At 28.9% G+C, this 11,806-nt stretch carries 14 protein-coding genes; 6 read left to right on the top strand and 8 right to left on the bottom strand.

Annotated features, from left to right (window positions below; all coding sequences use genetic code 11):
- The 6 genes from PHC28_RS09380 to PHC28_RS09355 all read left to right on the top strand — a co-directional run.
- On the top strand, positions 1-1,145 hold a 1,145-nt coding region (locus PHC28_RS09380; protein ID WP_300099172.1), incomplete at its 5' end, for a hypothetical protein.
- Entirely contained in the window at positions 1,142-1,879 is a 738-nt protein-coding gene (locus tag PHC28_RS09375) for a hypothetical protein (RefSeq protein WP_300099169.1), read from the top strand. The genes PHC28_RS09380 and PHC28_RS09375, both read left to right, overlap by 4 nt.
- An 11-nt stretch (positions 1,880-1,890) precedes the next feature.
- Positions 1,891-2,346 (top strand): hypothetical protein, encoded by a 456-nt coding sequence (locus PHC28_RS09370; RefSeq protein WP_300099166.1) that lies wholly within the window; start codon positions 1,891-1,893, stop codon positions 2,344-2,346.
- A gap of 1 nt (position 2,347) precedes the next feature.
- On the top strand, positions 2,348-2,791 hold the full coding sequence (locus PHC28_RS09365; RefSeq protein ID WP_300099163.1) for a hypothetical protein: 444 nt from the start codon (positions 2,348-2,350) through the stop codon (positions 2,789-2,791).
- Positions 2,792-2,829: 38 nt separating this feature from the next.
- Positions 2,830-3,078: a hypothetical protein gene (locus PHC28_RS09360; RefSeq protein ID WP_300099160.1), complete on the top strand. Its 249-nt coding sequence runs from the start codon at positions 2,830-2,832 to the stop codon at positions 3,076-3,078.
- Between the two features lie 3 nt (positions 3,079-3,081).
- Positions 3,082-3,432: a hypothetical protein gene (locus tag PHC28_RS09355; protein WP_300099157.1), complete on the top strand. Its 351-nt coding sequence runs from the start codon at positions 3,082-3,084 to the stop codon at positions 3,430-3,432.
- On the opposite strand, the gene PHC28_RS09350 is transcribed toward PHC28_RS09355, so the two are convergent.
- The 8 genes from PHC28_RS09350 to PHC28_RS09315 all read right to left on the bottom strand — a co-directional run bounded on the left by PHC28_RS09350 (position 3,415) and on the right by PHC28_RS09315 (position 11,543).
- Positions 3,415-7,518, bottom strand: coding sequence for a phage tail tip lysozyme (locus tag PHC28_RS09350; protein ID WP_300099154.1), 4,104 nt, complete (start codon positions 7,516-7,518; stop codon positions 3,415-3,417). The two genes, PHC28_RS09355 and PHC28_RS09350, sit on opposite strands and share 18 nt — an antisense overlap.
- Before the next feature lie 183 nt (positions 7,519-7,701).
- Positions 7,702-8,445: a hypothetical protein gene (locus tag PHC28_RS09345; protein ID WP_300099151.1), complete on the bottom strand. Its 744-nt coding sequence runs from the start codon at positions 8,443-8,445 to the stop codon at positions 7,702-7,704.
- Positions 8,446-8,514: 69 nt separating this feature from the next.
- Positions 8,515-8,730, bottom strand: coding sequence for a hypothetical protein (locus PHC28_RS09340; RefSeq protein WP_300099148.1), 216 nt, complete (start codon positions 8,728-8,730; stop codon positions 8,515-8,517).
- Between the two features lie 63 nt (positions 8,731-8,793).
- Complete coding sequence (locus PHC28_RS09335; protein WP_300099145.1) at positions 8,794-9,048, bottom strand: hypothetical protein; 255 nt, start codon at positions 9,046-9,048, stop codon at positions 8,794-8,796.
- Positions 9,045-9,272, bottom strand: a complete 228-nt coding sequence (locus tag PHC28_RS09330; RefSeq protein ID WP_300099142.1) for a hypothetical protein — start codon at positions 9,270-9,272, stop codon at positions 9,045-9,047. Before PHC28_RS09330 ends, PHC28_RS09335 begins: the two co-directional genes overlap by 4 nt.
- Before the next feature lie 66 nt (positions 9,273-9,338).
- The gene (locus PHC28_RS09325; protein ID WP_300099139.1) at positions 9,339-9,860 is read right to left on the bottom strand and encodes a hypothetical protein; all 522 of its coding nucleotides are present in this window, start codon (positions 9,858-9,860) and stop codon (positions 9,339-9,341) included.
- A gap of 266 nt (positions 9,861-10,126) precedes the next feature.
- Entirely contained in the window at positions 10,127-10,927 is an 801-nt protein-coding gene (locus PHC28_RS09320; protein ID WP_300099136.1) for an ATP-grasp domain-containing protein, read from the bottom strand.
- 340 nt (positions 10,928-11,267) lie between these two features.
- Positions 11,268-11,543, bottom strand: a complete 276-nt coding sequence (locus tag PHC28_RS09315) for a hypothetical protein (protein WP_300099133.1) — start codon at positions 11,541-11,543, stop codon at positions 11,268-11,270.
- Between the last annotated feature and the right edge of the window lie 263 nt (positions 11,544-11,806).

Genomic DNA, 11,806 nt, shown 5'->3' with positions numbered 1-11,806 from the left:
TTATAGTATCCTCTCCAGGTACACCTCAAGATTATTTTTATCAAGTAATGTGTGAGGGGAGTTTTTTTAGAATAAGATATGTAAATGGAAATACCGCACAAAATGTTTTCAGATTACAAGCTATTAAAAAATTAAATTCAACTTTATCTGAAGTACATGCAATAAATGTACCTGTATTAGATAATACTGATGCATTAGTTACTAAAGGTATTATTTATGGTAAAGCATCAAACGGCAATTATGTTGCTGTTAAAACGACACCTTCTGGAGCACTTACTGTTGATGCAACAATTTCATCAAGTAATTTACCCACTGGAGCTGCGACAGATACTTCTTTAGTAAATATAATCAATAAATTGTCTGATAATGGTCAATCTATAATGGCTAATTCAAAGCCAGTTGTAATTGCGAGTGATCAGACTCAAATACCTGTCACTTTTAATTGGGCAGGATTGACTGATACGCAATTAAGAGCCAATCCATTACAAGTATCTGGTAATTTTTATCAAAGTGTACAACCAATCAGTGTAACAACATTACCATTACCGAATGGTGCTGCATTAGAATCGGGGGGAAATTTATCAAGTATTGCTACTGAACTCGGTGCTATCAATGAAACAACTGCTTCTAGTTCAACGGCAAATAGTGGATTAAATGGATTAGTAAGGTTATTAATTAATAAAGTTTCAAGTTTGATGACGATAAATCAAGTCGTAGATGGAACTAGAACACAATTAACTTGTTCAAATTTTCCTACTCTCGCATCTGCAACATATTGTGCAAGTATTGATCTTGATACAACAAACTGTTATGATGTTAATATCGAAGTTGAAGCTTCGACAACAAATCCTCCAGCGAGTTTAAAACAAATTTGTGTATTTATAAAAGTATCAAACGACGGGATAAATTTTAGCTCTGGCCCAGAATCATTATCAGTTACGACGGACGAGAGCAATTTATATTTACTTGGGGTGTTGCCATTATCTACAACAGCAACGACGTATAATAAATCATTTAGTGTTAAAAAACGGCTCGGGAGATTACCGAAAAAAATTCGTGTGATATTAAAAAATGAAATTGGAGTACCTCTAACGAGTGGTAATTTATATTACTCAAAAGATGTATTACAAGCGAGTAAAGCATGATACCGATAGTACAAGAATTTCCTTCTCTTAAGCATTTGTGGGTGAATAGTGGTAATTTTCCAATCGATATTATTGGTGGTAAACACGCTAAAAATTTTGGTACAGGGGCAAATATTGGTAATGGTACATATGGTAGATGTTTTAGTAGAACCTCCGCAAATTACGATAATACTGGATTTTATACTGACTCTGGGGTGATTACAACTATAGGATCTGAATTCACCACATTTTGTTTATTTGAACTCACAACTATTTCTATTAATGAAGAACCATTATTAAGATTAGACGATAATGCAACCGATTATTCAAATTTTTGTATATCAATGTCTTTTATACCTTCTTCACGAAATATCCGATGTGTTATAAATGATACAGGAGGAAATGGTTGGCAAACTGGACAATTTTTTACATATAGTGATTCATTTTTAACAAATAGATTGTATTTATCAATATTGAGATGGAAGACTACTTATCCCATCGATACATCAATTAAGATCCTTGGTGAACCGTGTAGTTTTCAACACTCAAATTATACTGTACCAATCGGTACAGTTAGAGCAGATTATCAATTAGGCGCCCAATTTCATATTGGGGGTATGGGATATGCTGGATCATTTCCATTTTCGGGATATATATATGTAAGCGGGTTATTTACTAAATGGTTAAATGATCAAGAATCAAATAATTTATCATTATATTTAAAAGATAATTTGGATTTTTATACTAATTTTTAAGGAAGAAATATATGACCCCACAAGAATTATATACAGAATTAGTGAGTGGTCCACTCGCTAATGAAATCGCTCCTCATATAATATCAGGCAATGATGCTATAATCGAAGCTATTATTAATAGAAAAGATATATCTATACATGGTTCTATTCCAATGAATATATTCATGGTTTGGTTAGGTAGTACAAATCTACGAGCTGTGGTTGAAGACCATTGTACGAATTTAACGAGTCCATTAAGATCAATTGCACTAATAATAAAAGATTATTTACAAGGTAATAATACTGCTCCATTAAATATGGGACTTTCTGATACACAAAATATGATGTATGCTTGGGTTCAAGCAGGAGCGATTACTTCTTTACAATATGTAGCATTATTTAATCTATCATTAAAAAATATAAGTAGGGCGGAACAATTAGGATATTCAATAACTATATCTGATATTGCTACTGCATTGAGAGGATAATATGAAAGTTATATTTACTTATGATAATTCATTTCAATCATGGATAATACGATTATTAACGAATAGTAAATATAGCCATTGTGGGATTGTTGATTGTATGACGAATACGATAATAGATTCTGAATTAAAAAATAATGGAGTAAGCGAATATCCTTTTAGAAATATAATAATTGAAAATATCGGATATGAAGAAATAGATATACCATGTGCACCAAACTCAATCGTTGAATTGGTTAGAACGCAAGTTGGTAAACCATATGATATTTTAGCAATAATAGGATACCCTTTTAATCGTAATTGGGAGGATGATAATAAATGGTTTTGTTCTGAACTAATAGCTTGGTCATTTAAAGAAGTAGGTTGTCCATTAATACATAAAAAATCATATAGAGTAACACCTGGACAATTATATAATTCACTAAAAAAATTTAATATTGATTGTTAATTATAAATACTTTTATATTTTATATTAAGGAGAATTGAATGTCAGAAATAAGAAAACCTATACCTACCGCAATCGCTACAATATACGGGTGGGCTCATCCAATATCGGGTGAATTGTTAGTGAGTATCAAAGGATTGCCTAATCCTAATCTAAATTATAAACTAAATTGTCCATTTCTTACGCAGGAAGAAATACGGGCTGATATCAATGAATCAATAGAAACTAATAAAGAAGATACGGTTGAAGTAATTAAACCAGTAAGACAAAAAAGAACACCAAAACAATAAAATATGAAAGAAATCGTATCAGTAATCAAACAAGATTATTCTGGTTATTTTTTTAAAAGAGATCTAAGGAATCTTCTTATTATAAGAAAAACTATAAGAAGATTCCTTTTATTATGTAATATTGATGTGATATTGTTAATCAATAATTATATTACATTGTGTAATACTTTAAATAATCAAAAAGTCTATAATTATTTCACCCACATTTTAAATAAAGAAGAAATTATGGTATTACATAGTATTACCAATTATTTAAATATATCTTCTTTTGATAATACTAATAGGATCATGGATGATTTATTACAAGATCTACATGATAATTATATAAGATATAGATTAGATTCCTTGAGCTAACATATTATCAAAAATCCTTCTCAATGCACTATCATTTGGTTTAGTTCTCATCGGTGCAACCGTTCCTGTCTTACCTCCACTTTGTTGAATAACTTGTGTAGGAGGTTGTTGTATAGTTATTGGGGGTGTATTCCTCTTAGCAACGACAGAATCTGTTTCAATAGTTTTATTCGTAATAAAATCGCCAATATTACTATCTTGTCTTTCTAATTTATTATCATATAATTTATTTGTTATATTATTAGTATCATATGATAACGTATTCATTATATTGTTATCTTTATTATTTTTAGTATTATTCGTTTCATTTACAAATGATTGTGATGAATAATTATCTAGTGTATTTGTCTTCTGATTGTTATCTCGTTCATTCTTAAAAAAGCTAGTTGCACTTGTAGTAACATTTGGTTGTTCATATTCATTTATTCCTTCATTTGTTGCAGATATTCTGCTCAAAGAATTATTAAATATAGAATTATTAGGGTTAAGTGAATTTTCTAATGAATAATTATTCGTATTCGTATCATATCTACCAGTAACAGATTGGTTTTGTTGAGGTACGTATGTTTGTGATAAACTATTCAATAAATCACTTCCATTATTAATTGTCCCAATTATATCACCTGAACCTATTTGTCTTGTTAAATTTATTCCATTATTTAATAATTGCGTAGTATTGTTTTGTGGAATTAAATCCCTCTCATATTGATTAGTATTTGAGCCAACTATATTTCTCTTATCAAGAGACCTAATACTACTAATTAAATTAGAATTATTTTGTGATAATATATTTTCATCGTTTGTTATTGAATTTTGTTTTGATCCTATTTCATTATTATTTGTAAAAAATGTTTGTGCGGTATTAGCTATATCACTATTTTTTCTTATATCATTTTGTGGTACAATATTTGTCATCAACGGAGAAGCATTATATAAATTTTCTGATGCATTAGCAGTACCAATGATACTATTCAATAATCCCCCTGCAACATTAGTAATTCCACCTAATCCACTAGATAATACATTTTGTAATATTGAAGTTGGTTCATTTGATAAATTACTTGTTATAGGAGAAATATTATTTGCATATTGATTTGTATTTGCAGAATTCGTAAATGCTCCAATAATACTACTAATTGGATTTGCACTTATACTTCCAATCGTATTCGTTATAGCACTAATTGGATTCAATATTGATCCAATACCATTACTAATAGAATTTAATATTCCACCTGTTGGATTATTGATGATACTACTATTATCTACAATCGAAGAAGTATTATATCCATTATTTGTATTATCATTTGTGATATTTGATTCACTTGTTGATTGTGATTCATCCGATCCCGTTTGTTGATTTTCTTGATTTATATTAGCATTGGCATTATTGATACTAGCATTTTGTATATTAAATGTTGCTGAACTTAATGCAGATGATAATTGTTGTGTATTAGTTGTAGTATCATCATTACTTACTTCTCTGAATACACTGTTTATATTACTCATACTATCATTTTTAGTTGAATAATCTATTCCAGTATTAACCATACTTGAAACTGGCTGAATTTCATTATTTGATATAGTAGTTCCACTTGAAATAGTATTATATGGTGCAATATTATTTGATTGGTTAGAATAACTGCCAGTATTAATTGATGGGTTAGATACTTGATTTAGTTGCCCTTGATTTGCAAAATTTTGTTGATTATATGTACTTGGAACAAATGAAGAATATTCAACTGGTTTATTATTATCTCCATATTGTGTACTTATACCCTGGGTATTATTACTTAAATATTGATTCGCGGTTTTTGAATCATACATTATACTTTTTGGTTTTGTTTCAGTTTGAATGGTACCATCTTCACCACGAATATTAGCATATGGGTCAACTGCATATTTTGGTTTATCTTTATTTCGTTCGAGCCAGTCATTAGCATTTGTTAAATGTACCCCCTTCTTACTAGATGATTCGCTAATCATCATCTCACCTGTTTCTGGATTTTTAACAACTTGTGTTATATGATCTATACCTTTATATCTACCTGCTCCACTTTTTGCTCCACTTTGAGAATGATCTATACCTATGACCATTCCTTCTCTTAAATTTTCAGCATTAACATCATTACCGCTTAATTCTTTACCTGTTGCTTGTCCTACTGCTTGAATAATACCCGCGGCTCCACCTTGAGCAGCCCCTTTATCCATAGTATTAACTGCTTGTTTAATAGTATCCGGATCACCTAATTCTGAACTCATTTTTTTATTCAATTCCATCACCCAACCAGAACAATCAATTGAACCGCTAGATGAATTTTTTGAACCATAATTATATTTCACTCCACGATCAATCGCATTTTGAGTATCCTGCACTAATGTAGAGTTCAAATTTGAAACTGTTTCATTTGCAATTTTAGCACTAACTTCGTTACTCGTTTTTATACCTTTAGCTTCATTATATGCTGCTAGAGCAGTATTTGCATAATCATATCTACTTTGATATTGTGTTGGTTTAACTACTTGTCCATTCTTGACGTCACCACTGCGCTCAAATCCTCTTTCGAAATTATAAACAGCACCTTTTAAATCAGATGACTGTTTAACTCTATCGATTGCGCCTTTTTCTGCACCAGTTGTTAATTCTTCCTTCAAATAACCATAATTTGCTTCATCGGAACTTGTAGATAATCCATGAGCAGCAGCGTATGCTTCAAATTTCTTTCTTCTATCCCCTGTCCATTGAGCCCAGCCTAAACCACCTCTACCAGAAGTAGGATTTATTTCCTGCATCTGTTTTAAACCACCAGATTCATGACCAAGATTACCCATAACACCTGCAGCTTGTTCAGGTGTTAATTGAAAATCCTTCATCAAATTATCCATAATCATCACAGATTTATCTTTAAACTCTTTACCACCTCTTGATGTTGATCCTTCCTTAATACCAGTAAGATCTGCGACACCTTCTCTAATAGATCCAGCTACTTTATCTGTAGTTGTTGATTGTCCAGTCGCACTTCTTGCAAAAATTCTATCTTGAGCTTCAATATCGCCCATCGATGCCTTTATTTGATCGCTTAATGAATCCAGATTTTCATTTAATTTCTCGAATAAAGTTTCTTTATCATCTTCTTTTTTCTTGTCAGATTCTTCAGCTTGTTTTCTTTTTGATGGATCAACTCCACTTAATAATCCACCAGTTAAATCGTCTATACCTGAAAAGATAGAATCAAATAATTTATCTTTCCATGCGCCGATTTCAGTGCCTTCCATTGCTTTATTGAGTTGTTCTCCAGCTTTATAGCCTACATATCCTGCAGTCGCAACAGCTAAATAAGGGGCAGCAGCAACAGCTCCCTCAACCAAAGCTGGAGCAGATCTAGCCAACATCTGTCCTGCGGTTCTCATTATTGGAGAACCTTTATCCGCTAGTACTTTTGAAATATTTCCAATATTTTTTAAAGAATTATTTTTAATTGAAATATTTTTTATTTTTGATATACTATTTGTTGCTGTATCAGATACACTAGAAGTTAATTTACTAACTTTCGATAGAGAATTTTGAGCAAATGAAACAGGTTTGTTGATTGTTGATTTAGCTAATGTATTTCCTGTTTTTGTTAATTTTGATAAGCCCTTTGGTACTTTTTTTGATTTTTTAAAAAAGTCTTTTGCTGATCCTAATATATCTAAAATACTACCACTCGTTGTATCATTATTTGTATCTGTATCCTTATCAAAATCCATCTTGAATAGGAAATTTTTTATACCATATAAATCATCAGAAATTCGTTTTAAATATGATACAGATTGAGTATCGTGTGAGTTTTGTATACTAGCATTATTTTGTATAGCATTTGTTATTTGTTTAAAACCTTCGCTATTGTTTTCATTATTAGCTTTATTTGGAACGCGTTCAATACTTGGCTCATCTTGCTTTTGTGGTTCATACAACCTTTTAGCAAAATTTTCTTTTTCGTCTTTTTCTAAAGGAATTTCTTTTTTAACGATATTATCTTGTACAATATCTTTTTTCTTTGATATTATTTTAGAAGCATTCAAAAATGACGGTAATTTTATTGCCATAAGTAATCCTTTACTTGGGTGTATTTTTTTCTTTTTCTAATAATTCTAACAATAACATTATATAAATTTCACGTTCGAATGGAACCATATTTTCTATTTCAGATAATGAAAAATTGTGCTTTTTTTGTAATAGAAAATTGGTCTTGTAGTAATCAATAAGTTCGCCGCCATTCTCAGCGAACATCAGACGAAAAAATCTTCAAGATTTTTCAATATAAAATGTTCACTATTTCCACATTTAGGACATTTAACATCTAATTCGAGACCAGTATATGGCATATTATCAAAAAATAGATTGATTTTATCAATTGTATTACTATCTAAATTTTCAATATATTCTACCATCTCTTCTTGAGTGAAATCAATACCAGGAACTTGAATATTATCTCCATCAAAAACACATTCAATACACGAATATAAAAATGCTTCTGTTACATTAAATAAACTATTGACATTTTCAATTTTCGATAATAACTTAAACGATTCAAATGTTGGATTGTTAAATTTTATACCTGCATTTTCACTTACCATGATGATTCTATTTTTATTGAAATCTTCAGGGTAATATGTTTTAACTTGTTCCAGGTCAATTTGTACACTTATATTCTTGTTGCAAGGATTACCTTCAACGTCAGGTTTAATACACTTATAATTTGAATTGATTATTTGATTATGACTTTTTGCTCTTAATTTTAGGAAAATATAATCAATATCTTCCATGCGCAATTTACTAATATCTAGCTTTTCAAACGTACATGCTTTGATAATAGCATAAATTGTTTCGATGAAATTTACCGTATCGCCCATCTCAAGAGCTTGTAATAATACTTTATGCTCTTTTACAATAAATGGTCTAAATGATATTTGTTCTTGTGTAGAAGGGACTGTTAATTTATGAACAGTATATTTGACTTCTGGTAATGACATTTAAAATACCTCATTAAAAATTTAAATTCTTATGAGGTATTTATAAAGTATTTGATATTTTATTTTTAATTATATTGTTTTATTGTATAGATTATATCTTTCAGTTTTATCTAAAAGAACTAAATCATCTTCATTAGCATCATACCAACCTTTACACCAATAACGTGCTTCTTCTGAATGTTTAGGATAAGGGCAAGATTTTAATGATTCGTTATTATAATTAGCTTTCCATCCTTCACTATATTTTGAATGAAGGGGTAATGTAGTAAAATCAAAAGTATTCATAATAATTCTCTATTTAATGATATAGATATAATTATAATATGAAATCAATAAAAAATAAATATTTTATATCAATGGATAATAATCTAGCCCATTTAAATCAATAGGGCAATCATATTTTGATTTTACTCCATTATATTTTACACCATTTTTTATCAATTCTTTACATGAAGATCTTTTCTTCAAATCTTCTAATATCATAAGACAATCGAATCTTTCTTGACTTTCTTCGTCAGTTTCATCGTCAAGAATTAGCGATAATTCTTTAATTACCGCTATTATTGATAATTTACTTTTACTGGTATCTAAATTCACTTTCATGAGTTCATATCTAGTATTGCTTGATGATTTAGTCTAGCTCCAATAGTTTGAGCGATAATTGATTCAATGATAACTTCTTTCCTAGCTCCTTTATTAAAGTAAAAAGTATCAGATTGAATAGCAAACTCAACTAGATCGTTTTTAGTTTTACAATTATTCATTAAAAATGAACGCGCTTCTTCTCTAGAAGCACAATTTAAAAAAGTCTCTATATCGTATTTCATAATAAATATTCCTATTAGGAGTTAAAGATATATTATAGCAAATTTTTATGGAAAGTAAAATTATTTTTATATTTTTTCATCAAAAAATACTTCATAATGATCTTTCGAATATTTACCACAAATACCATTTGATTGGTTAAACGATTTAATTTTAGTTCCATAAAATCTTTCATCTAAATCTGGCATTCGATCATTTATACTCGCGCGACCAACTATTTTGATCCAATCATAAATCGTAGTTTTTACCCAAGATTTATTGATTTCGATTATTTCTTTTGGTTTAGTATAATCAATCAGATGATGCCAAATAGTACCATCTTTCTTTTCAAATACATGCCTGATTGATCTTAATTTTTCATAATAATCATCCCAATCCCGATACTCATCTTCTTTTACTTTTTTGAATATATCGTGCTGAGTTTTATCTAAAGAACCAATGAGAAATCTTTCTTGTAATACTAAAGGAAATGCATAAATTCCTTTAGAAGCTGGTGGAGAATGATATGTATCAGATTTTTTACCTTTTTGTTTTTGTAAATTCAAAGAACCAAATCTAACAAAAATATTTAATTTTTTACCTCTTGCCATAAAAATATCTCACTTGAAATAAAAATAACAATAATATTATAGTAAATTTTTATAAAAAATAAAATTATTTTTTAAATATTTCGTTTATATCCATCACTATTTTAAGAATGCACATTATTATGAAAATTGGGGGAATCCATACAAAATCCCACCATTTATTTTTTCTGAATTTATTTCCTAGTTGGCTAGTAAAATACCATACACTCAAAATAACCCATAAAATTAGTATCGAACCTATTATCATATTAGCTTTTATTATAATTTACCTAATCTTCTTCGAAAAATATTTTGTTATCACAATAATCAGTTACTGATGAAACAATTTTATCTAAATCGTGATCATAAAAACCACTAGAATTCAAACAATTAAATTCAACAACTTTTATTTTATTATCAACTAGAGCTAAATCCATAACACAATTATCATGAGGTAGCCAAATATCAGCTTGTCGTTGTGCTTCTATAATAACATCCTCATCAGTTTCGTGTTGTTTATACATTCGATTATTCAACCGATACATACTACCATCAATTATTTTTCTATCAACAATAAAGTATCTCCACTCAGCTTGTATATTTTTTGGTCGAGCTATACTTATTTCTTGCATATCAGTGAATGTATATCCCCCAGAAGAAGCAGTTTGTATCCAACTAATAAAATCTTCTCCACTAATAACTTCACCGGCAAATGCCTTAAAATCATTGATTGGTCTAATAAACCAATATTCATTATAATATTTTGACATGAAATCATATGCATCTTTGATTGTCATTATGATTGAATCATTATTGAGCATATTGTTATGATTTTTATTCCAACAATCAACTCTAAATGTCTCTTCGTCAAAAAACAATCCCAACCAATTTTCTTGCAAAGCTATCTTTGATAATTTAGTTGAACCATAAGGTATCCATATTGAATCATCACTCTTAATATCTAGAGGTTCATTTGAAAAAGGAATTACCGCTACATCAACGAAATTGATACCATTATGTATCAATGAATCCACTAAAGGAAATGTTTGATCATTTCTTATTAAATTCGACTGTATTATCCATGTTGACATGTTTATCTCTTACGAAATAGTTGCATATAAAATAATTGGATTGATATCATACTTGATATCAAATTGAGTATTGGAATAACACTCAATATAAACATACCAACTATTAGAAATAAATCATTTTTAATAACCGTTTCTTGTTTAATGAAAATATCATTCAAAATCCAAATCGTTCCGGATAAAGATATAAACATACATACTAAATATAATATTAACATATAAAATCCCTACTAAAAAAATTTTTCGAATAATATCATTATAGCAGTTGTAAAGAAATAAAATCCGATTATTCCTGATGATAAAATTATCAACTCAATTATTTTATTTAAAAACTCTTGCATTGTCAATCCTCCTGAATATTTTCTGTTTCAATATTTGAAACTGAAGTAAATCGTTGGAATATAGTTAAAAAATAATTATAAGCTACATCAATATCATCTGGATTATTGATTAATTTAAATTGATCTGATTCTTTGTAATTATCTAACATAACAAGATATAAAAATTTCATTTGACCCGAAATTGTATTGATAATAAAATTTTTAAAATCTCCGTCAGGATAATTTAATACAAATTTATCAATAACCTCTTGCATGTATACTTCTTTAATTTCTTGCATATTAGTTCCTATATGTTTGTTGTACAATAGTCGTACTTAATATTTTTCTAGCTTGTTCATAATAAAAATCATTGAACCCGGATTTATTATTACTATCTGATAAAACATGAACAAAATTGTTTCTCTGTGAATACAACATATCAGAATCGTCATCAAGGATTAAATACTGATCAATATTTGATTCTTTACAATATTTTAATTGTTCTTATTTTGACCAATTTATGTGATAAAAACCTTGATTTTTTAACCATATTTCTATTTTA

Origin of the sequence: Flavobacterium sp., assembly GCF_028712645.1 — a bacterium.
Lineage (GTDB): Bacteria > Bacteroidota > Bacteroidia > Flavobacteriales > Flavobacteriaceae > Flavobacterium.
The sequence above is the reverse complement of the archived record's forward strand: the minus strand, read 5'-3'. Positions and strand labels throughout refer to the sequence as shown.

Bases quoted from the DNA above. Each gene is read 5' to 3' on its own strand.
- PHC28_RS09330 (WP_300099142.1), bottom strand. From the start codon at position 9,272: ATGAAATACGATATAGAGACTTTTTTAAATTGTGCTTCTAGAGAAGAA.
- PHC28_RS09320 (WP_300099136.1), bottom strand. From the start codon at position 10,927: ATGTCAACATGGATAATACAGTCGAATTTAATAAGAAATGATCAAACA.
- PHC28_RS09350 (WP_300099154.1), bottom strand. From the start codon at position 7,518: ATGGCAATAAAATTACCGTCATTTTTGAATGCTTCTAAAATAATATCA.
- PHC28_RS09370 (WP_300099166.1), top strand. From the start codon at position 1,891: ATGACCCCACAAGAATTATATACAGAATTAGTGAGTGGTCCACTCGCT.
- PHC28_RS09360 (WP_300099160.1), top strand. From the start codon at position 2,830: ATGTCAGAAATAAGAAAACCTATACCTACCGCAATCGCTACAATATAC.
- PHC28_RS09315 (WP_300099133.1), bottom strand. From the start codon at position 11,543: ATGCAAGAAATTAAAGAAGTATACATGCAAGAGGTTATTGATAAATTT.
- PHC28_RS09355 (WP_300099157.1), top strand. From the start codon at position 3,082: ATGAAAGAAATCGTATCAGTAATCAAACAAGATTATTCTGGTTATTTT.
- PHC28_RS09335 (WP_300099145.1), bottom strand. From the start codon at position 9,048: ATGAAAGTGAATTTAGATACCAGTAAAAGTAAATTATCAATAATAGCG.
- PHC28_RS09375 (WP_300099169.1), top strand. From the start codon at position 1,142: ATGATACCGATAGTACAAGAATTTCCTTCTCTTAAGCATTTGTGGGTG.
- PHC28_RS09345 (WP_300099151.1), bottom strand. From the start codon at position 8,445: ATGTCATTACCAGAAGTCAAATATACTGTTCATAAATTAACAGTCCCT.
- PHC28_RS09325 (WP_300099139.1), bottom strand. From the start codon at position 9,860: ATGGCAAGAGGTAAAAAATTAAATATTTTTGTTAGATTTGGTTCTTTG.
- PHC28_RS09340 (WP_300099148.1), bottom strand. From the start codon at position 8,730: ATGAATACTTTTGATTTTACTACATTACCCCTTCATTCAAAATATAGT.
- PHC28_RS09365 (WP_300099163.1), top strand. From the start codon at position 2,348: ATGAAAGTTATATTTACTTATGATAATTCATTTCAATCATGGATAATA.